21 protein-coding genes are annotated in these 26,526 nt (G+C 62.8%); 10 read left to right on the forward strand and 11 right to left on the reverse strand.

The window, feature by feature from the left end:
• Positions 1-162: 162 nt before the first annotated feature.
• Positions 163-1,332, reverse strand: coding sequence for a 4-hydroxybenzoate 3-monooxygenase (gene pobA / locus V1293_RS27620; protein ID WP_334513864.1), 1,170 nt, complete (start codon positions 1,330-1,332; stop codon positions 163-165).
• Positions 1,333-1,574: 242 nt separating this feature from the next.
• Here pobA and V1293_RS27625 point away from each other — a divergent pair, with 242 nt between their 5' ends.
• From V1293_RS27625 to V1293_RS27665, 9 genes are all read left to right on the forward strand, one after another.
• On the forward strand, positions 1,575-2,594 hold the full coding sequence (locus tag V1293_RS27625; protein ID WP_334513865.1) for a TRAP transporter substrate-binding protein: 1,020 nt from the start codon (positions 1,575-1,577) through the stop codon (positions 2,592-2,594).
• A gap of 78 nt (positions 2,595-2,672) precedes the next feature.
• Positions 2,673-3,182, forward strand: coding sequence for a TRAP transporter small permease (locus tag V1293_RS27630; RefSeq protein ID WP_334513867.1), 510 nt, complete (start codon positions 2,673-2,675; stop codon positions 3,180-3,182).
• Positions 3,183-3,188: 6 nt separating this feature from the next.
• On the forward strand, positions 3,189-4,505 hold the full coding sequence (locus V1293_RS27635; protein WP_334513868.1) for a TRAP transporter large permease: 1,317 nt from the start codon (positions 3,189-3,191) through the stop codon (positions 4,503-4,505).
• Positions 4,506-4,519: 14 nt separating this feature from the next.
• On the forward strand, positions 4,520-4,981 hold the full coding sequence (locus tag V1293_RS27640) for a DUF3237 domain-containing protein (protein WP_334513870.1): 462 nt from the start codon (positions 4,520-4,522) through the stop codon (positions 4,979-4,981).
• 258 nt (positions 4,982-5,239) lie between these two features.
• On the forward strand, positions 5,240-6,040 hold the full coding sequence (locus tag V1293_RS27645) for a crotonase/enoyl-CoA hydratase family protein (RefSeq protein ID WP_334513871.1): 801 nt from the start codon (positions 5,240-5,242) through the stop codon (positions 6,038-6,040).
• Positions 6,041-7,930, forward strand: coding sequence for a feruloyl-CoA synthase (locus tag V1293_RS27650; protein ID WP_334513873.1), 1,890 nt, complete (start codon positions 6,041-6,043; stop codon positions 7,928-7,930).
• A gap of 37 nt (positions 7,931-7,967) precedes the next feature.
• Positions 7,968-8,729 (forward strand): SDR family NAD(P)-dependent oxidoreductase, encoded by a 762-nt coding sequence (locus tag V1293_RS27655; RefSeq protein ID WP_334513875.1) that lies wholly within the window; start codon positions 7,968-7,970, stop codon positions 8,727-8,729.
• Positions 8,730-8,742: 13 nt separating this feature from the next.
• The gene (locus tag V1293_RS27660; protein ID WP_334513877.1) at positions 8,743-9,162 is read left to right on the forward strand and encodes an acyl-CoA thioesterase; all 420 of its coding nucleotides are present in this window, start codon (positions 8,743-8,745) and stop codon (positions 9,160-9,162) included.
• An 87-nt stretch (positions 9,163-9,249) separates the two neighbouring features.
• The gene (locus V1293_RS27665; protein ID WP_334513879.1) at positions 9,250-10,401 is read left to right on the forward strand and encodes an ABC transporter substrate-binding protein; all 1,152 of its coding nucleotides are present in this window, start codon (positions 9,250-9,252) and stop codon (positions 10,399-10,401) included.
• Positions 10,402-10,525: 124 nt separating this feature from the next.
• On the opposite strand, the gene V1293_RS27670 is transcribed toward V1293_RS27665, so the two are convergent.
• The 4 genes from V1293_RS27670 to V1293_RS27685 all read right to left on the reverse strand — a co-directional run bounded on the left by V1293_RS27670 (position 10,526) and on the right by V1293_RS27685 (position 16,883).
• Positions 10,526-13,108, reverse strand: a complete 2,583-nt coding sequence (locus V1293_RS27670) for an EAL domain-containing protein (protein WP_334513881.1) — start codon at positions 13,106-13,108, stop codon at positions 10,526-10,528.
• Positions 13,109-13,339: 231 nt separating this feature from the next.
• Positions 13,340-14,071, reverse strand: a complete 732-nt coding sequence (locus V1293_RS27675) for an ABC transporter ATP-binding protein (RefSeq protein WP_334513883.1) — start codon at positions 14,069-14,071, stop codon at positions 13,340-13,342.
• The gene (locus V1293_RS27680) at positions 14,068-15,837 is read right to left on the reverse strand and encodes a branched-chain amino acid ABC transporter ATP-binding protein/permease (protein ID WP_334513885.1); all 1,770 of its coding nucleotides are present in this window, start codon (positions 15,835-15,837) and stop codon (positions 14,068-14,070) included. The genes V1293_RS27675 and V1293_RS27680 overlap by 4 nt, the downstream gene beginning before the upstream one ends.
• Before the next feature lie 5 nt (positions 15,838-15,842).
• Positions 15,843-16,883 carry a branched-chain amino acid ABC transporter permease gene (locus V1293_RS27685; RefSeq protein ID WP_334513887.1) on the reverse strand — a complete coding sequence of 347 codons (1,041 nt, stop codon included), beginning with the start codon at positions 16,881-16,883 and terminating at the stop codon, positions 15,843-15,845.
• A 173-nt stretch (positions 16,884-17,056) separates the two neighbouring features.
• Here V1293_RS27685 and V1293_RS27690 point away from each other — a divergent pair, with 173 nt between their 5' ends.
• Positions 17,057-17,587 (forward strand): MarR family winged helix-turn-helix transcriptional regulator, encoded by a 531-nt coding sequence (locus V1293_RS27690; RefSeq protein ID WP_334513889.1) that lies wholly within the window; start codon positions 17,057-17,059, stop codon positions 17,585-17,587.
• A 135-nt stretch (positions 17,588-17,722) separates the two neighbouring features.
• Here the strand turns inward: V1293_RS27690 and V1293_RS27695 are convergent, their stop codons facing one another.
• The 6 genes from V1293_RS27695 to V1293_RS27720 form a co-directional block, all read right to left on the reverse strand.
• Complete coding sequence (locus tag V1293_RS27695; protein WP_334513891.1) at positions 17,723-19,870, reverse strand: sensor domain-containing protein; 2,148 nt, start codon at positions 19,868-19,870, stop codon at positions 17,723-17,725.
• A gap of 180 nt (positions 19,871-20,050) precedes the next feature.
• Positions 20,051-21,340: a glycerate kinase type-2 family protein gene (locus V1293_RS27700; protein ID WP_334513893.1), complete on the reverse strand. Its 1,290-nt coding sequence runs from the start codon at positions 21,338-21,340 to the stop codon at positions 20,051-20,053.
• Positions 21,341-21,466: 126 nt separating this feature from the next.
• A complete protein-coding gene (locus V1293_RS27705) occupies positions 21,467-22,693 on the reverse strand; it encodes an ABC transporter substrate-binding protein (protein ID WP_334513894.1) in 1,227 nt (408 codons plus the stop codon).
• Positions 22,694-22,853: 160 nt separating this feature from the next.
• Positions 22,854-24,083 (reverse strand): ABC transporter substrate-binding protein, encoded by a 1,230-nt coding sequence (locus tag V1293_RS27710; protein WP_334513896.1) that lies wholly within the window; start codon positions 24,081-24,083, stop codon positions 22,854-22,856.
• Positions 24,084-24,261: 178 nt separating this feature from the next.
• Complete coding sequence (locus tag V1293_RS27715) at positions 24,262-25,491, reverse strand: ABC transporter substrate-binding protein (protein WP_334513898.1); 1,230 nt, start codon at positions 25,489-25,491, stop codon at positions 24,262-24,264.
• Positions 25,492-25,512: 21 nt separating this feature from the next.
• The gene (locus tag V1293_RS27720; RefSeq protein ID WP_334513900.1) at positions 25,513-26,526 is read right to left on the reverse strand and encodes a branched-chain amino acid ABC transporter permease; all 1,014 of its coding nucleotides are present in this window, start codon (positions 26,524-26,526) and stop codon (positions 25,513-25,515) included.

The following is a 26,526-nucleotide window of genomic DNA, read 5'->3' on the forward strand; positions in this document are numbered from 1 at the left end:
TGAAATACGCGAAGTTGTCGTCACCCGCCTTGTGCGCAATTGCGCACTGGGGCGGGTGACCCAGTATTCCAGAGACGTCAGCGATGAACCGAGAAGCCGCGGCGCACTGGATACCGCCTGCGCGGGGTATGACGACGGTAGCGCTTTGGCGTCGCGGAATACCTAAAACGGCAGCCCCACATAATTCTCCGACAGCGACGCCGAAGCCGCCTTCGAGTTGACGACATAGTCCAGCTCGGCGAGCTGGATGCGTGCGCCGAATTCGCCCTCATCGGGGAATTTGTGCAGCATTGAGGTCATCCACCAGGAGAAGCGCACCGCCTTCCAGACCCGCGCCAGCGCTTTTGCCGAATAGCCGTCGATGCCGGCCGAGGATTTCTCGTCGTAATATTCGCGGAATGCCTGCGAGAGATAATGCACATCGCTGGCGGCGAGGTTCAGCCCCTTGGCGCCGGTCGGCGGCACGATGTGGGAGGCGTCGCCGGCTAAAAACATCCGGCCGAAGCGCATCGGCTCGGCGACGAAGCTGCGCAGCGGCGCGATGCTCTTTTCGATCGAGGGGCCGGTGACGAGTTGGTCGGCCGCCTTCTGGTCGATCCGGCGCTTCAGTTCGTCCCAGAAGCGCTCGTCCGGCCACTGCGCGATGTCGTCGTCGAGCGGGCACTGCACATAATAGCGGCTGCGGTGCGTCGAACGCATGGTGCACAGCGCAAACCCCCGCGCATGGTTGTTGTAGATCAGTTCGGGGCTGACCGGCGGGGTTTCCGACAGGATGCCGAGCCAGCCGAACGGATAGATCCGCTCGTAGGTCTGGATCGCCGACGGTTTTACGCTGGCGCGGCTGACGCCATGAAAACCGTCGCAGCCGGCGATGAAGTCGCATTCGATCTCGTGCGTGAGGCCGTCCTTGACGTAGGTGACGCGCGGGCGGTCGGTATCGAAATCGAGCGGCTTGACGTCGGCGGTCTGGTAGACGGTGCTGAGGCCGGCCGCCTTGCGGGCGTTCATCAGGTCCAGCGTTACCTCGGTCTGGCCGTAGATCATGACCGTCTTGCCGGTAGCGGCGTGCATGTCGATGCGGTGACGCGCGCCGCCGAACGCGAGTTCGACGCCATGGTGGACCAGTCCCTCGCGATGGGCGCGTTCGCCGGCCCCGACCTCGTCGAGCAGCGCCACCGTGCCTTCCTCGAGCAGGCCGGCGCGGATGCGGCCGAGCACATATTCCGGCGTCTGGCGCTCGAGAATGACGTTTTCGATCCCGTAAAGGTGTAATAGTTGCCCAAGCAACAATCCTGCCGGACCTGCGCCTATGATTGCTACTTTTGTCCTCAATACCCGCTCCCCGATTGCTGTAGTCTGCCGGTCGCCGACCGCGGACTTGCCCTGATGATTATATCATATAACGTTTTTGGCAAAGGGGCGTTGGCGCAAAAACCGCGATGGTAGTTCGCCGCACCGCAAAAATGGTGCGGCCGCATGTTCGCCTTGAAAAACCGGGTGCTCTAGATAACATGTTAACTAACAAGATCGGAGCTCGAACGAGCCCGCGTCATGACAAAGGGGAGAGATTGCCGATGAAGAAGATGCTCCTGGCGTTGCTGCTGGCCGCCAGCGTCACGCCTGCGCTGGCGCAGGAAAAAACCTTCGAGCTGAAACTGTCGCACTGGGTGCCGGCCTCGCACCCGCTGCAGAAGGCCCTCGAGGACTGGGGCAGCGCAGTCGAAAAGGAATCCGGCGGCACCATCAAATACAAGGTCTTTCCCGCCCAGCAGCTCGGCAAGGCATTCGACCATTACGACATGGCGCGCGACGGCATCGCCGACGTCACCTACGTCAACCCCGGCTACCAGCCCGGCCGGTTCCCGATCATCGGCGCGGGTGAATTGCCGTTCCTGATGTCGGACGCCAAGGGCGGCTCGATGGCGCTCGACGCCTGGTATCGCAAATATGCCGAGAAGGAGATGAAGGACGTCAAGTTCTGCCTCGCCTTCATCCATTCGCCGTCGACGTTCCATTCCCGCACCAAGAAAATCGTCACGCCTGACGACATCAAGGGCATGAAGATCCGCCCTGCCCACGCCACCATGGCCAATTTCGTCACCCAGCTCGGCGGCACCAACGTGCAGTCCTCGGCGCCGGAGGTCCGTGACATCATCGAGCGCGGCGTCGCCGACGCCGTCACCTTCCCGTGGGGATCGGTGGTGCTGTTCGGCATCGACAAGGTGACGAAGTATCACATCGAAGCGCCGATCTACGTCACGACGTTTGCCTTCGTGATGAACAAGGACAAATACAACCAGATGTCCGACAAGCAGAAGAAGGCGATCGACAACAACTGCAACACGGAAGCCGCCGGCCGGGTCGGCGAGCCTTGGGGCAAGTACGAGGACGCCGGCATCGAGAAGATCAAGGCGATGACCGGTCACGAGGTCTACAAGCTGACGCCGGAGCAGACCGCGGCGTGGAAGAAGGCGGCCGAACCGCTGGTCAAGACCTGGGGCGAAGGCGTCAAGAAGAACGGCGACGGCGATCCGGACGCGGCGCTGGCCGAGCTCAAGGCTTCGCTCACCAAGTACAACGCGCTCGCGCAATAGAAACGTAAGTGCCTTCGTCGGCGGCAGGGATCGTCCTGCCGCCGTCTTTACCTGCCATCGCAGCCGTTCGGAGCGGACATGAATCGCGCGTGGATGGATCGTTTCATCGACACCATCGAATGGATCGCCGCCGGCTTTGTCGGCATCGTGGCGCTTAACATCTTTATCGGCGTGCTGCTGCGCAACACGCTGAACTATGCGATCCCCGATTCCTTCGATATCGGGCGCATGCTGCTCGGCATCCTGATCTTCTGGGGCATCGCCGCCACCAGCTATCGCGGCGGCCATATCACCGTCGACCTGATCTGGGCCAATGTCGGTCCAAAGTACCAGCGCATGATCGATGTGTTCGCGACGCTGGTGCTGCTGTTCGTCGTGACGGCGCAGACCTATACCTTGTTCGACAAGGTGCGCGGCACCTACAACGACAATGTCCTCACCTTCGACATGCACATGCCGACCTGGCCGTTCTTCGCCGTCGCCTGGGCGGGCGACGGCGCTGCTGTGCTCTTGATCGCGATCCGTACCTATCGGCTGATCTTCCATCCCGAAGATATCCATGATGCCAAAGTGAAGACGGTGGAGTAGGCGAGTATGAGCACCGACGCCGTCGCCGTCCTCGGATTTGTCGCGCTGTTTGCGCTGATGCTGCTGCGTGTGCCCGTCGGCATGGCGATGGGCCTCGTCGGCGTCTGCGGCTTCGGTTATCTGGTCGGCTTCGCGCCGGCGCTGAAACTGGTCGGTCAGACCTCGATGCGCACGGTGACCGACTATACGTTCGGCGTGATTCCGATGTTCCTGCTGATGGGAACATTTGTCAGCAATTCCGGCATGAGCCGCGAACTTTTTCGCGCCGCCAACGGTTTTGTCGGCCATCTCCGCGGCGGGCTCGGCATTGCCACGGTGGCAGCCTGCGGCGGCTTTGCCGCGATCTGCGGCTCGTCGGTGGCGACCGCTGCGACCTTCTCGGCGGTCGCCTATCCGGAAATGCGCCGCTTCGGCTATCCGCAATCCTTCGCCACCGGCGTCATTGCGGCCGGCGGCACGCTCGGCGCCATGCTGCCGCCGTCGACGGTGCTCGCGGTCTACGGCATCATCACCGAGCAGGACATCGGAAAACTGTTCATTGCCGGCATCATTCCCGGCCTGCTGGCGATGACCATGTACATGATCACCATCGCGCTGATCGGCTGGTTCCGCCCGAACTTCCTGCCGACAGGCAAGCAAACCACCTGGCGCGAGCGCTTTGCCGGGTTGAAGGACATCTGGGCGCCGGTGCTGCTGTTCATCTTCGTGATCGGCGGGCTCTACGGCCTGCCGTTCCTGCCGCGCTTTACGCCCACTGAGGCGGGCGGCGTCGGTGCCACCGGCGCGTTCCTGATCGGCGTGCTCACCGGCCGGCTCGACAAGGAAAAAATCCTGAATTCGCTGTTGCAAGCGACCCGCACCGCAGCCGCAGTGTTCACGGTGCTGATCGGCGCGCTGATCTTCGGCTATTTCCTGACGGTGACGCAGACCCCGCAGAAAGTGACCGAGCTTCTCACCGGTCTCGGTCTCGGCTCCTATGGCATCCTCGCCTTGATCATGGTGATGTATCTGGTGCTGGGCTGCCTGATGGATGCCATGGCGATGATCATCCTGACGGTACCGATCATCTTCCCCGTCATCATGCATCTCGGCTTCGATCCGATCTGGTTCGGCGTCATCATCGTGATGACGGTGGAGCTCGGCCTGATCCATCCGCCGGTCGGCATGAATGTGTTCGTGATCAAGAGCGTGGTGAAGGACGTGTCGTTCTCGACCATCTTCCGCGGTGTGATCCCGTTCGTGGCGACTGACCTGATCCGGCTGGTAATCCTGATCGCATTTCCGATCCTGGCGCTGTGGTTGCCGCAACGCATGGCCGGATAGCGCACGAGGCGCCGATGACCCCGCAACTCCTGACCAGATATGTCTTCACCATCACGGTGCGGATCGGCGAGGTGACATCGGCCGGCGAGATCGGCACCGGCGTGCGCCGGATCATTCCGATTATCGGCGGCGGGGTGAAGGGCGAGGGCATCAACGGCAAGGTCTGCCCCTTCGGCGCCGACTTCCAGATCATTCGGCCCAACGAGCTGATCGAACTCGAGGCAAAATACGCCTTCGAGACCGACGACGGCGCCGTCGTCTATGTCGAGAACAAGGGCCTGCGCTTCGGCCCGGTCGAACTGCTGCAAAAGCTCAAGCGCGGCGAGCCGGTCGATCCCAAACTGATCTATTTCCGCACCGTGCCGCGGTTCGAGACCGGGGCCGAAAAATACCGCTGGCTGATGGAAAACCTGTTCATCGGCTCCGCCGCCCGCCACGCCGACCGTGTGGTGATCGACGTGCACCAGGTGCTGTGACGCTCTCTTACCCTGCCTTGGAGGGGGAGGGTCGGCTCACATTGAGCGCAGCGAAAATGTGAGACGGGGTGGGGTGATCTCTCAACTCGGGCACTGTTAGATGTGGAAAGACCGTCACCCCACCCCGCTACGCATTCCGCTTCGCTGCATGCGTAGCGACCCTCCCCCTCCAGGGACCCTCCAGGGGAGGGTGGGCATTGACTCCTCCCAAATTCGTTATAAAATATAACTATTCTGCAAAGGAAGTAAAATACGCCCATGGGAAACGCCTCCACCGCCGCCGCGGGTTCATCCGACCTGCTCAAGATCGAGCAGAAGGGCGCGGTGCTGACCGTGGGCCTCAACCGCCCGGCCAAGCGCAACGCGCTGAATGACGGCATCATCCTCGCGATCCAGGATTGCTTCGCCAATCTCCCCGAGGGGACAGGCGCCGTGGTCATCCATGGCGTCGGTGACCATTTCTCATCCGGCCTCGATCTGTCCGAACTGACCGAGCACGACGCCACCGAGGGCTTGCGGCACTCCCAGATGTGGCACCGGGTGTTCGACCGTATCCAGTATAGCCGCATCCCCGTGATCGCGGCGCTGAAGGGCGCGGTGATCGGTGGCGGCCTGGAACTGGCCTGCGCGGCGCATATCCGCGTCGCCGAACCTAGCGCCTATTTCGCGCTGCCCGAGGGCCAGCGCGGCATTTTCGTCGGTGGCGGCGGATCGGTGCGGCTGCCGCGGCTGATCGGCGTGGCGCGGATGATCGACATGATGCTGACGGGGCGGGTCTACTCGGCCACCGAAGGCTCGGCCTATGGCTTCTCGCAATATCTCACCGAAGCCGGCGGGGCGCTGCCGAAGGCGCTGGAACTCGCCGAAAGAGTGGCTGCGAACGCGCCGCTGACAAATTTTGCGGTGCTGCAGGCGTTGCCGATGATCGCGGAGGCCAATCCGCAAACGGGCCTTTTGATGGAATCCCTGATGGCGACGGTGGCGCAGAGCGACAAGGAAGCCAAGCGCCGCATTCGCGCGTTTCTCGATCACAAGACCGCAAAGGTGAAGCCGACCTGAATGAGCGCAACGCCCAGCATGTCCGCCTCGACCGAATCCGCCGCGCGCGCTGGCGGTCATCCGCTGCGCCCGATTTCGTTCGGCACGCCCGCGGTGCATGTCGAGCGCCGCGACGACGGCACCATTTATCTGCGCCCGAAGGCGCAGTTGCTCGACTATCCTGTGCGCATCACCGACCGCCTGCATCATTGGGCCGCAGCCGCGCCCGATCGGGTCTTCATGGCGGAGCGGAACGCAGCACGGGGCTGGCGGCAGATCACCTATGCGGAGTTGCTCTCCTCCTCGCGGCACATCGCATCTGCGCTGCTGGCCCGCGGCCTGTCGGCCGAGAAGCCGGTCGTCATTCTCTCCGGTAACTCGGTCGATCACGCATTGATCGCGTTCGGCGCGCTCTATGCGGGCATTCCCTTCTGTCCGGTATCGCCGGCCTATTCGCTGGTGTCGCGGGACTACGGCAAGCTCGGCTATCTGATGAAGCTTCTGACGCCGGGCCTCGTGTTCGCCGACGACGCCACGAAATTTGCCGATGCGCTGGCCGCCAACGTATCGTTCGGCACCGAAATCGCGGCCTCGCGCGGCGCCGTGGCCGGCCGCGACGTCACCACACTGGCGGATCTGATGGCAACGCCGCTGCATCCGCGCCTCGATGCCGTGCACGAGGCGATCGGCCCGGACACGATCGCAAAATTCCTGCTGACGTCGGGTTCGACGGGCAACCCGAAGGCGGTCATCAACACCCAGCGGATGATCTGCGCCAACCAGGTGATGCTGCGCGAGACGCTGGCGTTTTTGAAGGACGAGCCGCCGGTTATCGTCGACTGGCTGCCGTGGAACCACACGTTTGGCGGCAATCACAATATCGGGCTGACGCTGTACAATGGCGGCTCGATGTATCTCGACGAGGGCAAGCCGATGCCCGGCGGCATCGAGGAGACCGTGCGCAATCTCCAGGAGATTTCGCCGACGGTCTATTTCAACGTGCCCAAGGGCTATGAATCGCTGCTGCCCTATCTGCGCGACGATGCAGGCTTGCGGAAGAAATTCTTTGCTCGCCTCCATGCGATGTTCTTCTCGGGCGCGGCGCTGTCGGCCTTTGTCTGGAACAGCCTCGACGAGCTTTCCGTTCAGGAAACCGGCTATCGCGTGCCGATGCTGACTGGACTCGGCGCCACCGAAACCGCGCCGTTCTTCATGTCGGTCAATCCGCACACCAGCCGCTCCGGCCATGTCGGGCTGCCGGTGCTGGGCAATGACGCGAAACTCGTACCCAACAACGGCAAGCTGGAGGTTCGCGCCAAAGGGCCGAACGTGATGCCGGGCTACTGGCGTCAGCCTGACATGACGGCGAAGGCCTTCGACGAGGAAGGCTTCTACAAAATGGGCGATGCGCTGAAGCCGGTCGACCCCGATAATTTCGACGCCGGGTTCGATTTCGACGGCCGCACCGGCGAAGACTTCAAGCTCGCCAGCGGGACCTGGGTCAGCGTTGGGCCGTTGCGGGCGCGTTTCGTCGGCGCTTGCGCGCCGCTGGTGCGCGACGTCGTCATTGCCGGCATCAACCGTGACGAAATATCGGCGCTGGTGGTACTCGACCTCGACGGCTGCCGCCTGATCAATCCAACGCTCCCGCCAGACGATCTTGCCACTGCTGCGTCCGATCCGCTGATCGTTGCGGCCTTCCGCGAACGTTTCCAAGCGCTGGTGGCTGGCGCCACGGGCTCGTCGACCCGGATTACGCGCGCGGTGCTGCTCGATAGGCCGCTGTCGATCGATCGCGGCGAGGTCACCGACAAGGGCTCGATCAACCAGCGCGCGGTGCTGGAAAACCGCAGCGCGCTGATCGAGGAGATTTATTCGCCCGCGCCGCCGGCGCAGGTGATTACACTGTAGCCGAATTCGTAACTGAGTTTGTCAGGGAGAGCACACCATGCAGTTGAAGGACCAGGCCGCCATCGTCACCGGCGGCGCATCGGGATTGGGCGCCGCCACCGCACGCCGCCTCGCGGCGCAGGGCGCCAAGGTCGCGGTCTGCGATCTCAACGCACAACTTGCTGAGGACGTTGCCGCCGAGATCGGCGGCGTCGCCGCGATCTGCGACGTTTCCGATGCGGCCTCGGCCGAAGCCGCGATCGCCAAGGCTGCTGCCGCTCACGGCCCGGCGCGCGTGCTGGTGAACTGCGCCGGCATCGGCGTCGCCAAGCGCGTCATCGGCAAGGAAGGCCCGATGGCGCTGGCTGATTTCGACAGGGTGATCAAGGTCAACCTGATCGGGTCCTTCAACATGCTGCGGCTGGCGACGGCTGGCATGTCGAAACTGGAGCCGCTGTCGACCGGCGAGCGTGGCGTGGTGATTTCCACGGCTTCCGTCGCGGCCTATGACGGCCAGATCGGCCAATCAGCCTATTCGGCCTCGAAGGGCGGCATCGTCGCCATGACGCTGCCGATCGCGCGCGAGCTGGCGCAGTTCGGCATCCGCGTGCTGACGATCGCCCCGGGCCTTTTCCTCACGCCGCTGCTCGCCAACCTGCCGCAGGAAGCGCAAGACTCGCTCGCCGCCTCGATCCCGTTCCCGCGCCGGCTCGGCCAGGCCGACGAGTTCGCCTCGCTGGCGCTGCACATGATCGACAACCCTTATTTGAACGGCGAAGTGGTGCGGCTCGATGCCGCGCTTCGCATGGCGCCGCGCTAGGACATTTCAGCCCATGTTCGTCAACCGGCGCGACGTGCAGATCCAGTGGGGCGATTGCGACCCCGCCAACATCGTTTACTACCCGCGTTATTTCGCGATGTTCGACGATTCGACGTCGATCATGTTCGAAGCCGCCGGTTATTCGAAGCAGGACCTCATCCACAAATATGGCCTGGTCGGCATCCCCATGGTGGACACGCGGGCGAAATTTCACATCCCCTCGACCCATGGCGACTGGATCAGGATCGAAAGCCGGATCGACAGTTTCAAGCGATCCTCTTTCGAGGTGGTTCACAATGTGTTCAAGGGCGAGGCCCTGGCGATCGAGGCGTTCGAGACCCGCGTGCTGGTCGGCAAGCATCCGGACGACCCCTCGAAGCTGAAATCGGCCCCGATGCCGCCGGAGATCATCGAGCGGTTCATGCGGGGCTGACTCACATTCCCGCATGACCTAAAGAAGGGGCTGAATAGCTCAATGGACTTTGCTTAAACGATAAATAGATAATCCAGGGAGGAATGAATGAAGAAGGTTTTTCTGTCCGCGGCTTCCGTCGTGGCGGCGCTTGCTCTGACGGGCTTGCCCGCGATGGCGCAAACCAGCGAGATCACGGTCGGCATCTCCATCACCACCACCGGACCCGCGGCGGCGCTCGGCATTCCCGAGCGCAACTCGCTTGACTTCGTGCCGAAGGAAATCGGCGGCGTGCCGATCAAGATCATCACGCTCGACGACGGCGGTGATCCCACCACAGCGACAACAAATACGCGGCGCTTCGTCACCGAATCCAAGGCCGACATTATCATGGGCTCGTCGACGACGCCCTCGACGGTCGCGGTTGCGACGGTCGCGAACGAGGCGGGCATTCCGCATATCGGCCTTGCGCCATTCCCGATCAACGAGGCGCGCATCAAATGGTCGGTCGCCATGCCGCAGCCTATCCCGATCATGGGCAAGGTGCTGTACGAGCACATGAAGGCGCACGGCATCAAGAGCGTCGGCTATATCGGCTACTCCGATTCCTACGGCGATCTCTGGTTCAACGACTTCAAGGCCCAAGCCATACCGATGGGAATGACGCTCGCCACCGAGGAGCGTTTTGCACGCCCGGATACGTCGGTCGCAGGACAGGTTCTGAAGCTGCTCGCCGCCAATCCCGACGCGATCCTGGTCGGCGCCTCCGGCACCGCCGCGGCGCTGCCGCAGACCACGTTGCGCGATCGCGGCTACAAGGGCCTGATCTACCAGACCCACGGCGCCGCCAGCATGGACTTCATCCGCATCGCGGGCGCCGCGGCTGAAGGCGTGATCATGGCGTCGGGTCCGGTGATGTCGCCGGAAACCCAGCCCGACAGTGCACTGACCAAGAAGCCGGGGCTGGCGCTCAACACCGCCTATGAAGCCAAGTATGGCGCCAACAGCCGCAGCCAGTTCGCCGGCCATTCCTACGACGCCTTCGAAGTGTTGAAGCGCGTGGTGCCGGTGGCGCTGAAGAAAGCGAAGCCGGGTACGCCGGAATTCCGCGAAGCGATCCGCCTGGCGCTGATGTCGGAAAAGGAAATCGCCGCCAGCCAGGGCGTCTACAACTTCACCGAAAAGGATCGCTACGGCCTCGACGACCGCTCGCGCATCATTTTGACGGTGAAGGACGGAAAGTACATTCCGGCGAAGTGAGGGCGCACGGTCTGTAGGGTGGGCAAAGCGTTGGCGTGCCCACCATAGATCGACGGACAAGAGAGATGGTGGGCACGGCGCAAGTGCGCCTTTGCCCACCTTACGGAAGCCGGCGACTACTCACCTAACCACCAGTGGACGCAATCAGCAGCGAAGGCGTCGGTTGCGAGCGGGCTTCCTCGACGCTCCTGCGCATCACCCGCGCCTGTTCGGCGACGTGGTCGAGCAGCCAGCGCTCGAACGCTTCGGGCGACATCGCGGGCGCGCAGAGATAGCCCTGCATGACGTCGCAGCCGAGGTCGGCCAGCAGCCTGCGTTGTCCCTCGGTTTCGACGCCCTCGGCGACGACGGCCATTTTCAGGCTCTGGCCGATGCGGACGACGGCGGTGGCGATCGCGAGTGCACTGGCGTCGCGCTCGATGTTGTACATGAAGCTGCGGTCGATCTTCAATTCGCGGATCGGCAGGTGCGCCAGCCGGCTCAGGCTCGAATAGCCGGTCCCGAAATCGTCCAGCGACAGGCCGACGCCGAGCTTGCGTATCGCATTCATGGTCTCGATCGCGGCGGAACGTTCGTTCACGAGCACGCCTTCGGTGATCTCGAGCATCAATGTTTCAGGCGGCAGGCCATTGGCCGCGATGGTTTCCGCCACCACTGCGGCGAGCTTCGCATTCTGGAAATTGAGCGGCGACAGGTTGACCGCCACGCAGGGGACGTCCAGTCCGGCATGGCGCCACGCGGCCATTTGCCGGCACGCCTCGCGGATCGACCATAGGCCGATCTGCTCGATCAGGCCGACTTCCTCGGCCAGCGGAATGAATTTCGAAGGCGGGACTTCGCCAAGATCAGGATCGTGCCAGCGCGACAGCGCTTCGACGCCGTAGAGGGCGCCGTCGACGGTTCGAGTCTGCGGTTGATAGACGAGCCTCAACTTGTCATTTGCGATAGCCTGGCGGAGTGCCGCGCTGAGCACGAGCCGCTTCTCGGCAAGCCGATTCATGTCGGCGCTGAAGAAGCGGTGGGTGGAGCGGCCTGCCTGCTTGGCCTTGTACATCGCTGCATCGGCCTGCTGTATCAGCGTGTCGATATCCGTGGCGTTGTCGGGATAGATGCTGATGCCCATGCTGGCCGAAATCGGCACCTGCCTGTTGTCGATCCAGAGCGGCGACGTCAGTGTTTCGGTGATGTGGGAGGCGACCAGCGAGGCGCGCGCCGGATCGCAATTCGGCAACACGATGACGAACTCGTCGCCGCTCAGGCGCCCCAGCAGGTCGGACGGCTGGATACGGGTGCGCAGCCGTTTTGCGAACTCGATCAGCAAGGCATCGCCCGCCGAATGTCCGAGGGTGTCGTTGACGTCCTTGAAATGATCGAGATCCAGGAACACCAGCGCGAGCTGCTTTCCCGGCGCGCAGTCGTCGATGGCCTGGTTGATCAACTCACGCAACTGCGCGCGGTTCGGCAGCCCGGTCAGCATGTCATGGTAGGCGAGCCGCGCGATCTGGGCGCGCGCTTCCTTGCGCTCGATCGCCAGCGCACCGAGGTGAACGCAGGCGTCGACAATCCGCTGATGCCACCGGCTCGGCGCCCGGCGCTCCCTGAAATAGAACGCAAAGGTCCCGATCACGCGGCCGTCCTTGGCCTTGATCGGCGTCGACCAGCAGGCTTTCAGTCCGGCCGCGAGCGGCATCGCCTTGAACGGCTGCCAGCGCGGATCGTTATCGATGTCGGACGCCAGCACCGGCTTCCCGTAATACGCGGCCGATCCACACGAGCCGATGTCCGGACCAACGGCAACACCCTCGAGTGCGCGGGAATAGTCGTCGGGCAGGCTCGGTCCACCCAGCGGGTGCACCAGCCCGTCGGAATCGACATGCAGCACGGAAGCAACGACATCAGGCGCGATCGCTTCGACACGCCGGCAAAGCTGGTCGGCAATCTCGGTGAGCGGGAGTTCGTCGGCCAGCGCGCCCATGATCAGTTGCTGCAGCGACCTCAGCTGCTTGCTCTCGCTGATATCGCTCAACAGGGCGAATACGTATTTGATGCGCCCGCGATCGTTGCGGAACGCCTTGACCATGGCCGAGACCCAGATCTCGTTGCCGTTCTTGTCGTAGGCGAGGACTTCCTCCTCGTCGCCGCAGCCGTCGCAGATGCGGCGACGCAACCGGAGCAGGGTCCTGCGGTCGGTAAATCGTCCGGCGAGCAACTGGTTGGCCTGCCGTCCTTCCGCTTGCGCGGCCGTGTATCCGAGCATTCCCGAGAACGCCGCGTTGGTGTAGACGACGCGCAGGTTGCGATCGGTGACGACGACGGCGCGGGTGGTCTTGTCGGCCACCAGGTTCAGAAGCGCGATCCGCTCGCGCCGCTCGACCTCGGCGGTGATGTCGCGAACAAAGACCATGTAGTTGCTTCCGCCGTCCATCTCGACGCGCGATACCGATAGCTGAGCCCGGATCCGGCTGCCGTCGCTGCGGCGGATCGTGAACTCCGCACTGGTGCTGTTTCGCAGGTCGTTGAACCCAAGACAGCGGGCATCGCAGCCGAGAACCTCCGCGCGCCGCACGCCCCAGATCGATTCGGCGGCGGTGTTGAAGTGGCTGATGCGCAGATCGCTGTCGACAATGACGACGGCCTCGCTCGCCTGTTCGAGCGCCGCCAGCAAAAATTCGGTGGTCTCGACGTCAGGGCAATCGGAAGCGCGCATCGTCCAACCTTGCTATCCCGTCAGCCGCCATTGGCCCCCGGCGCCGGGTGGCAAGTGACTATGACTTTGGTAAGGATAAGAGGTCGCGAGTGTTCGGGTAGTTGTACAACTCACTACGGCGTGGCTGGAACTCATATCATGCTTAAGGCTTCGTTAGCCTCGTCTGCCCGCCAAGGTGCATGACCCGGCACCCTCATCCCGAGGCAGTACGCCGCGAGCCATCATGATGCGCTAAATTGCGCTCGTGCCCTCGTGCTGGAAGCCGAGATAGCTCGCCGCGACGCGCTGATTGCTGGCGATATCCTTGGCCGATCCGGCAAGAATGAATTCGCCGAGTTCCATAACATAAGCGCGGTCGGCGATTTTGAGAGCCGCTTGTGCGTTCTGCTCGACCAAGAGCACCGACACGCCGGCGGCGCGCAGTTCGCCGATGGTGCGGAAGATGTCGGCAACGATGATCGGCGCCAGCCCGAGGCTCGGTTCGTCCAGCATCAACAGTTTTGGCGTGCCCATCAAAGCGCGGCCCATCGCCAGCATCTGCTGCTCGCCGCCCGACAGCGTGCCGGCCAGTTGCTTGCGCCGCTCCTTCAGCCGCGGAAACAGCGTGTAGACGCGCTCGAACGATTTTGCCGCCGTGGCCTTTGGAATCCGGAAGGCGCCGAGCTCCAGATTGTCTTCGACATTCATGGTGCCGAACAATTCGCGGTGCTCGGGCACCAGACACAAGCCCGCCGCGACGCGATCCTCGATGTCGAACGGGGCCATGTCCAGGCCTGCGAAGGCGGTGGCGCCCCTGAGCGGCAGCACGCCCATGATCGCGTTCAGCAGCGTGGTCTTGCCGGCGCCGTTGGCGCCGATGATGGTGACGATCTCGTTGTCAGCGACGTCGAGCGAAACCGAACGCACGGCTTCGACCTTGCCGTAGGAAACATGGGCGTCGGAGACCGATAACAGCGCGCTCATGCGGTGGCTCCGAGATAGGCCTTGATTACGTCGGGGTTGGTCTTGATTGCCGCCGGCGTGCCCTCGGCGATCTTGGTGCCGAAATCCAGCACCACGATGCGGTCGGCGAGGTCCATCACAAAGCCCATGTCGTGCTCGACCAGCAGCACCGACATGCCGCCGTCGCGCAATTGACGGAGCAGCGCAGCGAGCCGCTGCTTCTCCATATGGCGCAATCCCGCGGCAGGCTCGTCGAGCAACAGCAGCAGCGGATCGACGCACAGCGCGCGCGCAATTTCGACGATGCGCTGCTGGCCGAGCGAGAGGCTTCCCGCCAACTGGTCGATCTGGTCGCCGAGGCCGACGCGCTCGATCTGGCGCGCGGCTTCCGCCAGCAGTTTTGCCTCGTCGGCCCGGTCGAGCCGGAACATGCTTGATATCGCGCCCGAAGATCCGCGCAGGTGCGCGCCGATCGCGACGTTCTCCAGCACGGTCATGTCGGGCACCAGCTTGACGTGCTGGAAGGTGCGGGCGACGCCGAGTTTTACCACCTCCTGCGGCGGGGCGTTGTCGACCTTGTGGCCGAGCACCGAGATGGTGCCGCCGGTCGTGGTCAGCACGCCCGTGATCAGGTTGAAGGTCGTGCTCTTGCCGGCGCCGTTGGGACCAATCAGCGCGACGATCTCGCGCGCCCCGACGTCGAAGGAGACGTCGTTGACCGCGATCACGCCGCCGAACTGCTTTCGCGCTTTCTCGATCTGCAGCAGCGCGGCGGCAGAAGCCGGCGCGCGCTCGCGCTTGGCAAGGGGAAGCGACGTGTCGGGCATCTTGCGGCCCGGCTTGATCGGCAGCCTTGCCATCAGCCAGGGCCAGACGCCGGTCGGCGCCAGTTGCAGCAACACGACCAGCAGGATGCCGAATACGATGGTCTCGAGCTGACTCTGGCCGCCAAAAATATAGGGCAGGTAGCTCTGCAGCACCTCTTTCAGGATGACGACGATCCCGGCGCCGAGCACCGCGCCCCAGACATAGCCGGCGCCGCCGACCACGGCGATGAACAGGTATTCGATACCGGCCTGCGCGCCGAACGGCGTCGGGTTGGCGGCGCGCTGGAAATGCGCATAGAGCCAGCCGGACAGGCCGGCGAGAACCGCCGCATAGATGAACACCAGAAGCTTGGCCCGCGGCGTCTGCACGCCAAACGCTTCGCCGGCGATGTGCCCGCGCCGCAGCGCGCGGATCGCGCGGCCGGTGCGGGAGTCCAGCAGGTTCATGGTCAGCAATGCCGAGATCAGTACTCCGATCCAGATTGCGAAATAGATCGTGCCGGGATCGAGCATCCGGAAGCTGCCGATCGAGAGCGGCGGGATGCCCGATATACCGTCATTGCGGCCGAGGAATTCCAGCTTGCTGAACAGATAAAACAGCCCGATGCCCCAGGCGATGGTGCCGAGCGGCAGATAGTGGCCGGAGAGCCTTACGGTAACGATGCCGAGCAAGACGGCGGCGATGCCGCTGACCAGCAGCGAGAGCGGCAATGTCAGCCATGGTGAGAAGCCGTAGGCGGTGGTCAGTACCGCCGTGGTATAGGCGCCGAAGCCGCAGAACGCGGCCTGGCCGAATGAAGTGAGGCCGCCGACGCCGGTCAGCAGCACCAGCCCCATCGCCACCAGCGCGGCGAGGCCGATATTGTTGAGCAGCACGATCCAGAACGGCGGTACGCCCGGAATGAACGGGATCGCCGCCATGACGAGCGCGAAGATGATGAGAGGAAGCCGTTGGTTCATCGCCGTCAGTCCTTCTCTTCCTCGACCGCGGGCGCTGCGAGCGAACGCAGCACCAGCACGGGAAGGATCAGCGTAAAGACGATGACCTCCTTGAAATTGCTGGCGTAGAACGAGGAAAAGGCCTCGACGCTGCCGACGATCAACGCCGCCACCGCGGTCAGCGGATAGCTCACCAGCCCGCCGATGATCGCGGCAATGAAGCCTTTCAGGCCGATCAGGAAGCCGGTGTCGTAATAGAGCGTGGTGATCGGCACGATCAGGATGCCGGAAATCGCGCCGATCAGGGACGCCAGCAGGAAGGCGATCTGTCCCGACAGCGTGGTGCGGATGCCGACGAGGCGGGCGCCGAGCCGGTTGACGGCGGTGGCGCGCAGCGCCTTGCCCATCCGCGTGAAGCCGAAGAACAGCCAGAGCGCTATGATGAAGGCAATCGTCAGCCCATAGACCGCCAGGCTCTGGCCGGTGAAGCGCAGCGGGCCGATCGTCAATGCGGTATTGGACAGTGCCGGCCCGCGCAGGCCTTCGGCGCCGAAGAAAACCAGCCCCAGGCCCTGCAAAGCGAGATGGCAGCCGACGGACGCGATCAGCAGCACCAGCACCGAGGTATGGGCGATTGGCTGGAATGCGATGCGGTAGAGGAACAGCCCGATCGCCGCGACGATCAAAAGCGACAGCGCGATGTTGACCGCAATCGGGGCCGTGGGACTGGCGAACCCGTAGCTCAGCGCCAGGATGGCAGCCGGCAGGACGATGTTGAGGGCAAGGGAGCGCAAGACCTTCCTGAGCCGCAGCGATCGCCGCGCGTCGAACAGATCGAGCCCGAAGGCGACCACGCCCATCGCCATGGCGAGCCACGCGGTGCCTGGCACCTTGCCGGTCGCCAGCACGGCATAGCTGAGCGCGCCGAACGTGACGAATTCGCCCTGCGGGATCAGGATGACGCGCGTGACGGCAAATACCAGCACCAGCGCCAGCCCGAGCAGCGCATAGATCGCGCCATTGGTGATGCCGTCCTGCAGCAGGAACAGCATGATCGTCATGTTCAAGACTGGCGCTCCCCCTAAAAGCGTCGCCGGTCCTGACCTCGTCGGTCCGCCGGCCATCCCATATCTCGGCAGTTGAACGCCGCCGATATTTGATATATTCAATAACAATTATCAAATATAACATCAAGGCCCCGGCCGCCGGCCGGGCCCTTTTCGGGTGCGAGCCTCACGCCATGACAGTTTCCAAGGCAGCGACCGATGCCGTCAAGCCGTCGCGCAGCAATGGCAAGGAAATTGCGGGCGGCGCTGCGGATGGCGCTGCTGGCAATACCGGGCTGCAACTGGGCGAACTGGCCGAACTGCTCGGCTATTCGCTCAAGCGCGCGCAGCTCAAGGTGTTCGAGGATTTTCTGCGCTGCGTCGCGCCGCTGCAACTGACGCCGGCGCAATTCTCGGTGCTGCTGCTGCTCGACCGCAACCCCGGACGCAACCAGACCGAAATCGCCAACACGCTCGGCATCCTCAGGCCGAATTTCGTATCGATGCTGGATGCGCTGGAGAGCCGCGGCCTGTGCGCCCGGATGCGCTCGACCAACGACCGCCGCTCGCACATCCTGGTTCTGACCGACAAGGGAAGGGCGGTGCTGGCGCGCGCCAAGAAGCTCGTTGCCAGCAAGCACGAGGCGCGGCTCAACGAATTGCTGGGCCCTGCCAATCGCGTCGCCCTGCTCGAAATGCTGTCGAAGATCGCCGCGGAGTTTTGAGTGTCCGTCATTCCGGAATGGTCCGAAGGACCAGACCTCAGATGCGCAATTGCGCATCGGGGAATCTCGAGATTCTCCGATGTGCAATTGCACATCGTAGTTCGCTTCGCGCCCCGGAATGACGGTGTAACCCGATCAGGCCGCGACGATACGGCCTTGGATATCGCGCGGCCCGCGTCCCGACAGGAATTGCCGCTCGATCTCGGCGGCGGGAAGCGGCTTGCTGAACAGGAAGCCCTGCATCTCCGTGCATCCTTCGGAGGCGATGCTGTGGAGCTGCTCCGCGGTTTCCACGCCCTCGGCGGTGGCCGTCATGCCCATGCCATTGGCGAGCGCGGCAACCGCCCGCACGATGGTGAGCGAGCTCGAATCCTCAGTGATGTTCTTGACGAACGAGCGGTCGATCTTGATCTTGTCGAACGGAAAGCTCTGCAGGTACGTCAGCGACGAATATCCGGTGCCGAAATCGTCCATCGCGATCCGGATCCCGAGCGCGCGCAACTGATGCAGCACGGCGAGCGTCGCTTCCTTGTTGTGGAGCAGCACGCTCTCAGTGATTTCGATCTCCAGCCGCGTAGGCGCGAGGCCGGAGGCGGCGAGCGCACCGACGATCACCTGCATCAGGCCGAGGCTGCGAAACTGGATCGCCGAAATATTGACGGCGACGTGAAGGTTGTCGGGCCATTGCGCCGCGGTGGCGCAGGCCTGCCGGATGACCCACTCGCCCATCGGGACGATGAAGCCGATCTCTTCGGCCAATGGAATAAAGGTGGCCGGCGAGATCAACCCTTTGGCCGGATGATTCCAGCGTATCAAGGCTTCAAAGCCGCTTATTTCCTTGCTCGCCAGGTTGACCACCGGCTGGTAGTGCAGCTCGAACTCGCCTGCCGGAAGCGCCTTGCGCAAGTCCTGCTCCATGACGCGGCGGGTCTGCATCTGCAAATCCATCGCGGGCTCGAAGAAACGGAACGTGCCGCGGCCGTCGCTCTTGGCGCGGTAAAGCGCGAGGTCGGCGTTGCGCAGCAATTTGTCGGGGTTCGACCCGTCGCCGGGGCCGACCGAAATACCGATGCTGACGCCGATCACGGCCTGCTGGCCGTCGATGTCATAGGGCTCGCTCAGCGCATCGATGACACGCTGCGCCAGCGATGTGGCTTCGGCGGGATCTGCGATCGCGGCCTGCACGATCACGAATTCATCGCCGCCCATCCGCGCGATTGTGTCGGCCTCACCAACGAGGCCGCGTAGCCGTTCGGCGACGATCCTCAGCAGCTTGTCGCCGCAGGGATGGCCGAACATATCGTTGACGGCCTTGAACTGATCGAGGTCGAGATGATGGACGGCGACCATTTCCGCGTGCTGAACCCGGCCCAGTGCGTGTTCGAGCCGATCGTTCAAAAGCACCCGGTTGGCGAGATCGGTCAGCGCATCATGGTGCGCCATGTATTCGATCTTGACCTCGGACTGGTGCTGCTCGGTGATGTCCTCGTGCGTCGCGACCCAGCCGCCGCCGGGCATCGGGCGGTGACGGATCTTGAAGGTGCGCCCGTTCATCAATCCGACAATGCTGTCTTTCGCTTCGTTGGAAACCGCGACGTTGGTGCGCCAGCGCAGATATTCGTCCCGCGTCATGGCGGGAAAGCTGCCGGCTTCGAACCTCAGGTCGACGATCTCGATCAGCGACATGCCGGGGCTGACGCGCTCGGGCGGGATATCATACATCTCGACAAAGCGATCGTTGCAGACGATCAGCCGGTGATCGGAATCGAAGAAGCACAGCCCCTGCGACATGTTGTTGATGGCGGTGTCGAACTGGAAGTTCCTGACGCGCAGCGTCTCTTCCTGCTCCCTGCCGAGTTCATACTGCTTCTTCAGCCGGCCGTTGAGCTCTTCACGCTCGGTGATGTCCTCGTGGGTCGCCATCCCGCCGCCGCCGGGCATCGGATAGACGGTGTAGGCGATGGTCCGGCCGTCGGTGAATTCCTGCACCGTGGTATCAAGGGCGATGTCGCGGCCGACGCGCTCGCGGATGTAATCATCTACCGCGACCTGCACCTTCAGGCCGAGCTTCAGCCGGTGCCGGATCAGTTCGCGGGTCGGGGTTCCCGGCTGCACCTGTTCAGGCGACAGGGCGTACATTTCCCTGTAACGCTCGTTGCAGAAAATGACTTCGCGCTTTTCGTCGAAGACGACGATCCCGAGCGATAAATGGTTGATCGCCTCTTCGAGCCGCGCACTCAAGGATGCCGACCGCGAGGCGGTTATCTGGCCGTGATTCGTCATATAGCGTTTCCCCAGCCGCTATCGGCAACTCTCCTCCCTCCAGGAGAGCGACCATTAGAAGCCAAGCTGGTGAATCGCAGCTTTGAGTTGGGCAGCTGCGCGCCGGTTCCCCGCAACATGCTCAACAAAGCGTTAACGCCGTTTTAACTCGTACAGGGTGCCGGAAGCCGCGCGGAAAACCTAGTCGGGGTCCACCAGGATCACCCTGACGTCGTTGACGTTGGTGAGCGTCGGGCCGGTCAGCAACAGATCGCCGGTAGCGGAAAAGAACGCGGTGGCATCGTTGTTGGCGAGATACGCCGCAGGGTCGAGGCCAAGCGATTTCATCTTCGCAAATGTGGCCTGATCGATCACGGCGCCGGCCGGATCGGTTGCGCTGCCGGCGCCGCCGTCGGCGCCGTCGGTGTCGGCGGCCAGCGCCACAATGCCTGACGTGTCCTTCAGCAGGTCCGCCAGCGCCAGCGCATATTCCTGGTTCGGGCCGCCACGGCCGTTGCCGCGCACGGTCACCGTGAGTTCGCCGCCCGAAAGGATCGCGATGCGTTTGCCTTCGCTGTGCGCTTTCAGCGCCAGGCGCGCATGCTCGGCCGCAACGTCGCGCGCCTCGCCTTCGAGGTCTGCGCCAAGGCCGATGACTTCATAGCCCGCGTCCTTGGCGACCTTGATGGCGGCGTCGAGCGAAGCCTTCGGTTTCGCGATCATCTCGAATTGCGCGCGGGCAAATGCGGCATCGCCGGGCTTGCAGCTCTCATTCCCGGGATCTTCGAGGGCGCGCCTGACGGCATCGTCGACCGTGAGATTATACCGAGCCACCAGCGCGCGGGCATCCGCCAGCGTACTCGGATCCGGCACCGTCGGTCCAGATGCAATCGCGGAAGGATCGTCGTGCGGCACGTCGGAGATCGCCAGCGTCACGATCTCGGCAGCGCGCTGTCCGGCGCGGGCCAGCCGTCCGCCCTTGATCCGCGACAGATGCTTGCGGACGATATTCATCTCGCCGATCGGCGCGCCCGAACGCAGTAGCGCGCGGTTAACCTGCTGCTTCTGCGCGAACGAAACGCCGTCGGCCGGCGCGATCCAGTTCGCAGAGCCGCCGCCGGACAGCAGCACCAGCAGCAGATCGTCGGCGGTCGCCTCGGCCGCGAGACGCAGCGTATCGTCGGCGGCTTTCAGCCCGGCTTCGTCGGGCACGGGATGGCCTGCCTCGATAACCCTGATCCGCCGCGTCGGCACGCCGTGGCCGTGGCGCGTGGTGGCAAGACCGGTCAGTCGCGCGGGATCGAGCCCAAGCGTATCGAGATAGTGCCGTTCGGCCGCAGCGGCCATCGCAGCCGCGCCCTTGCCGGCGGCAAGGCAGATCACGCGGCCTTTCGGTGCGGGCCGCAGATGCGCCGAGAGCACGACGTCGGGATGTGCGGCCGCAACGGCCGCGTCAAATATCGCACGCAGGAGGGGACGCCGGTCGGTCATGTCTGCTCGGGGACGAAGAGGGACGGGAAGTCAGGTTATCCATCCAATCGCCGCAAAAGAAAACCCCCGCAGGAGCCCGCGGGGGCGCTTCTGGCCCGCAAATGGGCCGATCAGATTCTCAAATAACTAGCCGCCGGCGTCGCCGGAGAGGATTTCGCCGAAGCGTTCCCAGGTCTCGCCCTTGAACCGGATCAACTGCACGGAAGAGATCGGGGCAAAGTCGGTCGCCGAAGTGTTGACCTTGATGCCCGGCAAGAGGCCGCCGAGTTCGAGGTCCTTGATGCTGGCCGCCTGCTTCATGACGTTCTCGCGCGTGAGATTATCGCCACTGGCCTTCAACACATGCACGAGACCCTGGGCGACGGTATAGCCGAACATCACAGACGCATCGGCTCGGTTGGCTTCCGGATAATATTTGTCCAGAAACTCGTTCCAGGCCTTCATGCCCGCATCATCCTTCCACTGCGCATCCGTCGGATCCTTCAGGTATTGCGAGGAGATGATGTCCTGGGCGTTCTCCATGCCGGCCGGCTTGATGACGCTGCCAATCGAGGCCGACACGTTGTTGAGGAAGTGCAGCGGCTTCCAGCCGATCTCGGAATTCTTCTTGATCGCCTGCGCCGCGAATTTCGGCGTGGTGATGTTGATGAACACGTCGGCGCCGGTCGCCTTCAGCTTGACGATGTGGGAGTCGATAGTCGGCTCGGAGACTTCGTAGCTTTCCTCGATCACGATCATCGAGGCGGCCTTGGCGCCGAGGCCGTCCTTGAAGCCTTTCAGATAGTCCTTGCCGTAATCGTCGTTCTGGTAGAGCACCGCGACCTTGGCGTTCGGCTTCTCCTTGAGAATGTACTTCGCATAGATCTGCGTTTCGCTCTGGTAGTTGGGCTGCCAGCCCATCGTCCAGGGAAAATTCTTCGGATCGTTCCACTTGGTGGCGCCGGTCGCGACGAACAGTTGCGGCACCTTCTTGGTGTTCAGGTACTTCTGGATCGCTGAGTTCGGCGGCGTGCCGAGCGGATTGAAGATGAGGAGGACTTCATCGCTCTCGACCAGCTTGCGCGCCTGCTCCACCGTCTTCGGCGGAGAGTAGGCGTCGTCATAGCTGATGAAGTTGATCTTGCGGCCGTTGATGCCGCCCTCGGCGTTGACCTTCTTGAAGTAGGCCTCTTCGGTCTTGCCGATCACGCCGTAGGCGGAAGCCGGTCCGCTGTAGGGCATGATGTTGCCGATCTTGATTTCGGTATCGCTCGCACCGGGATCGTACTTCTTCTGTGCGAGCACGCCGCTCGAAGTTGCCGCGAGTAATCCAAACGCGGTTGAAACAACCGCAAGTTTTTTCATTGTGGACATTTCTGTCTCTCCCTTTTCATTTATCAAATCCAACCGTCAGGCCTCTTTAACGAAGCTCTTTTGGCGCCGTCGTGATTAGCATCTTGCCGGAGGCCTCACAACAAAAAGCCCCTGCGGCAAGGCCGCAGGGGCTGCTTCTTCTGTAGGCTGCTATGAAGCGTTAGCCGCCGGTGTCGCTGCTCAGAATCTCGCCGAAGCGTTCCCAGGTCTCGCCCTTGAAACGGATCAATTGCAGTTGTGAGAGCGGAGCAAAGTCGGTCGCCGAGGTGTTGACCTTGACGCCCGGCAACAGGCCGCCAAGCTCGAGATCCTTGATGCTCGCCGCCTGCTTCATGACGTTGGCCCGGGTCAGGTCGTCGCCGCAGGCCTTCAGGACATGCACCAGGCCTTGAGAAACGATGTAGGCGTACATCACCGACGCATCGGCGCGGTTGGCTTCCGGATAATACTTGTCCAGAAACTCGTTCCAGGCCTTCATCGCGGCATCGTTCTTCCATTGCGCGTCGGTCGGATCCTTGAAGTATTGCGACGAGATGATGTCCTGTCCATTCTCGAAGCCGGCCGGCTTCATCACGCTGCCGATCGAGCCCGAAACGTTGTTGAGGAAGTGCAGCGGCTTCCAGCCGATCTCGGAATTCTTCTTGATCGCCTGCGCCGCGAATTTCGGCGTGGTGATGTTGAAGAAGACGTCGGCGCCGGTCGCTTTCATCTTGACGATGTGAGAGTCGATGGTCGGTTCGGAAACCTCGTAGCTCTCCTCGATCACGATCATCGAGGCCGCCTTGGCGCCGAGCCCGTCCTTGAAGCCTTTCAGATAGTCCTTGCCGTAATCGTCGTTCTGATAGAGCACGGCGATCTTGGCGTTCGGGTTGTTCTTCAAAATGTACTTGGCGTAAATCTGCGATTCGCTCTGGTAGTTGGGCTGCCAGCCCATGGTCCACGGAAACTCCTTGGGGTCGTTCCACTTGGTGGCGCCGGTAGCGACGAACAGTTGCGGCACCTTTTTGGTGTTCAGGTACTTCTGGATCGCGGTGTTCGGCGGCGTGCCGAGCGAATTGAAGATCAGCAGCACTTCGTCGCTCTCGACCAGCTTGCGCGCCTGCTCCACCGTCTTTGGCGGAGAGTAGGCGTCGTCATAGCTGATGAAGTTGATCTTGCGGCCGTTGATGCCGCCCTCGGCATTGATCTTCCTGAAATAGGCCTCTTCGGTTTTTCCGATCACGCCGTAGGCCGAGGCCGGCCCGCTGTAGGGCATGATGTTGCCGATCTTGATTTCGGTGTCGGTGGCGCCGGTGTCGTATTTCTTTTGTGCCAATGCGCCGCTGCTGGTCGCGGCGAGCAATGCGAGGGCAGCCGCAAAGGCTCCCAGTCGCAAGTTGATAACGGACATTTTGATCTCCCTGGGATCACGATGGATGTGTCGTCTTCTTTTTGATTGGAGCGCTTGGCGGCTCTTGAGGGCATTGAATACCTTTCGGCCCTGTCCAGCAACAAAAAGCCCCCCCGCGACGGCGTCGCGGGAGGCGATATTTAGTCTGATCCCCGGGAAACTACCGTCCGGCGGAATATTAATGAGTTGCCGTCTCGCCGCTGATGACCTCGCCGAACAGGTCCCACTTCTCGCCCTTGAAGCGCATCATCTGAAGCTGCTCGATCGGCGCGAAGTCGGTGGCGGACGTGTTGATCTTTACGCCGGGCAACAGCGTGTCGGGCGTGAAGTCCTTCAGGTTCGCGGCCTGCTTCATGATGTTGGCGCGGGTCAGGTCGTCGCCGCACATTTCGAGGATCTTGGTCAGGGTCTGGGCTGCACCATAGCCATAGATCACCTGGCTGTTGGTGCGGTCGGCGTCCGGATAGTGCTTGTCCAGGAAGGCGAGAAACTTCTTCATCCCGGGGTCGTCTTTCCATTGCGCATCGCCGGCGTCCTTGGCGTAGTGCGCCGAGAGGACGCCTTGTCCGTTCTCGAAGCCCGCCGGTCTCATGACAGCGCCGACCGAGGTCGAGACGTTGGCCACGATCTGGAGCGCCTTCCAGTCGACCTCGGCCATCTTCTTGATGGTCTGCGCCGCGAATTTCGGCGTCGTGATGCTGATCAGGACGTCCGCGCCACTGGCCTTGAGCTTGACGATATGGTTGTCGATCGTCGGCTCCGAGACCTCGTAGCTTTCCTCGGCGACGATCGCCGATGCCTTGGCGGCGAAGCCATCCTTCAGGCCCTTGAGGTAGTCCTTGCCGAAATCGTCGTTCTGGTAGAGCACGGCGACCTTGGCGTCCGGCTTTTCCTTCATCAGGAACTTGGCGTAGATGCGCGCTTCGCTCTGGTAGCTCGGCTGCCATCCGATGGTCCACGGAAAGTGCGACGGATCGTTCCACTTGGTGGCGCCGGTGGCGACGAACAGTTGCGGCACCTTCTTGGCGTTCAGATATTTCTGGATCGCGGTGTTGGACGGCGTGCCGAGGGCATTGAAGACCACCAGCACCTCGTCGCTCTCGACGAGCTTGCGCACCTGCTCGACGGCCTTCGGCGGGCTGTAGGCGTCGTCATACGAGATGAACCTGATCTTGCGGCCGTTGATACCGCCGTTCTCATTGATCATCTTGAAATAGGCTTCTTCGGTCTTGCCGATGATGCCATAGGCGGAGGCGGGGCCGCTATAGGGCACGATGTGACCGATCCTGACTTCGGTATCGGTCGCGCCGGTGTCATACTTCTTCTGGGCGAGTGCACTGCCGCTTGCGACAGCGAACGTGATGAGCGCCGTCCAGAAGGCGGCGCTTCTTATTGTTGCGGGACGCATCATTTCTCCTGAGTGAGTGGGTTACTTCTTCAGTTTGCCGATGATCTGCTGGGCGACCAGCGCGACCTGCCTGGCCCCGTGCGGCACGAGGAAGATGACGAGGAACAGAAGCACGCCGAATACGGCGCCGGAGAGGCCTTTGGAGATGTGCTCGGCGACATTCGGCACGAAGATGATGAAGGCGGCGCCGACGATTGATCCGGGCAGCCAGCCGACGCCGCCAACGACCATGCCGAGGAACAGCTGGATCGCGAGCGTGATCGTGAAGCTGTCAGGCGCCACGAACTGCACGGCGATGGCCCCGAGGCCGCCGGCAATGCCGGTAATGCCGGCCGAGACGCCGAACGCCAGCGTCTTGTACAGCGCGACGTTAATGCCCATCGCAGATGCCGCGATTTCGTTGTCGCGGATAGCCATGAAGGCGCGGCCCGAGCGCGAACGGAGCAGGTTGACCGAGGCGACGTAGATTCCGATCGTGATCACGAGCGTGAAGTAATACAGCCACATGTCCTGCCCTATCGGCAGGCCGAACGGCGCGTCGGGCTTGGTCACGACCAGTCCCTGTACGCCGCCGGTCCAATGCTCAAAAAATCCGAGCTTGAGCAGTTGCGGCATCGCGGTGGCGAGCGCGAATGTTGCCAGCGCAAGGTAGACGCCGGAAAGCCGCAGCGCCGGCTGGCCGAACAGGAAGCCGAAGGCGAAGCAGATCAGTCCCGCGATCGGCAGCGTCAAGGCATAGTTCATGCCCGAATATTCCATCAGGATCGCCGAGGTGTAGGCGCCAACCGCGTAGAACGCGCTCTGGCCGAGTGAGAACTGGCCGCTGCCGCCGGTCAGGATGTTCAGGGCGAGCACCGCGAGCCCAAGGTACAGAATCTGCGTCATCTGGAAGATGATGAAGTTCTTGACGAACAGCGGCGCGATGACCAGCGCGGCCAGCACCACGATCGAGGTGCCCAGACCTAGCGTCATGGCCCGCTTCGGAACAGCCTCGACGGCCGGTGCTTCTGTGACGACGTCTTCGACAGCGCTCAT

Source organism: Bradyrhizobium sp. AZCC 1693, from assembly GCF_036924745.1.
Classification (GTDB): Bacteria; Pseudomonadota; Alphaproteobacteria; order Rhizobiales; family Xanthobacteraceae; genus Bradyrhizobium.

Bases quoted from the DNA above. Each gene is read 5' to 3' on its own strand.
- V1293_RS27715 (WP_334513898.1), bottom strand. From the start codon at position 25,491: ATGCGTCCCGCAACAATAAGAAGCGCCGCCTTCTGGACGGCGCTCATC.
- V1293_RS27655 (WP_334513875.1), top strand. From the start codon at position 7,968: ATGCAGTTGAAGGACCAGGCCGCCATCGTCACCGGCGGCGCATCGGGA.
- V1293_RS27625 (WP_334513865.1), top strand. From the start codon at position 1,575: ATGAAGAAGATGCTCCTGGCGTTGCTGCTGGCCGCCAGCGTCACGCCT.
- V1293_RS27635 (WP_334513868.1), top strand. From the start codon at position 3,189: ATGAGCACCGACGCCGTCGCCGTCCTCGGATTTGTCGCGCTGTTTGCG.
- V1293_RS27700 (WP_334513893.1), bottom strand. From the start codon at position 21,340: ATGACCGACCGGCGTCCCCTCCTGCGTGCGATATTTGACGCGGCCGTT.
- V1293_RS27640 (WP_334513870.1), top strand. From the start codon at position 4,520: ATGACCCCGCAACTCCTGACCAGATATGTCTTCACCATCACGGTGCGG.
- V1293_RS27680 (WP_334513885.1), bottom strand. From the start codon at position 15,837: ATGAACCAACGGCTTCCTCTCATCATCTTCGCGCTCGTCATGGCGGCG.
- V1293_RS27675 (WP_334513883.1), bottom strand. From the start codon at position 14,071: ATGAGCGCGCTGTTATCGGTCTCCGACGCCCATGTTTCCTACGGCAAG.
- V1293_RS27630 (WP_334513867.1), top strand. From the start codon at position 2,673: ATGAATCGCGCGTGGATGGATCGTTTCATCGACACCATCGAATGGATC.
- V1293_RS27705 (WP_334513894.1), bottom strand. From the start codon at position 22,693: ATGTCCACAATGAAAAAACTTGCGGTTGTTTCAACCGCGTTTGGATTA.
- V1293_RS27645 (WP_334513871.1), top strand. From the start codon at position 5,240: ATGGGAAACGCCTCCACCGCCGCCGCGGGTTCATCCGACCTGCTCAAG.
- V1293_RS27670 (WP_334513881.1), bottom strand. From the start codon at position 13,108: ATGCGCGCTTCCGATTGCCCTGACGTCGAGACCACCGAATTTTTGCTG.
- V1293_RS27710 (WP_334513896.1), bottom strand. From the start codon at position 24,083: ATGTCCGTTATCAACTTGCGACTGGGAGCCTTTGCGGCTGCCCTCGCA.
- V1293_RS27720 (WP_334513900.1), bottom strand. From the start codon at position 26,526: ATGAGCGCTGTCGAAGACGTCGTCACAGAAGCACCGGCCGTCGAGGCT.
- V1293_RS27650 (WP_334513873.1), top strand. From the start codon at position 6,041: ATGAGCGCAACGCCCAGCATGTCCGCCTCGACCGAATCCGCCGCGCGC.
- V1293_RS27665 (WP_334513879.1), top strand. From the start codon at position 9,250: ATGAAGAAGGTTTTTCTGTCCGCGGCTTCCGTCGTGGCGGCGCTTGCT.
- V1293_RS27690 (WP_334513889.1), top strand. From the start codon at position 17,057: ATGACAGTTTCCAAGGCAGCGACCGATGCCGTCAAGCCGTCGCGCAGC.
- V1293_RS27695 (WP_334513891.1), bottom strand. From the start codon at position 19,870: ATGACGAATCACGGCCAGATAACCGCCTCGCGGTCGGCATCCTTGAGT.
- V1293_RS27660 (WP_334513877.1), top strand. From the start codon at position 8,743: ATGTTCGTCAACCGGCGCGACGTGCAGATCCAGTGGGGCGATTGCGAC.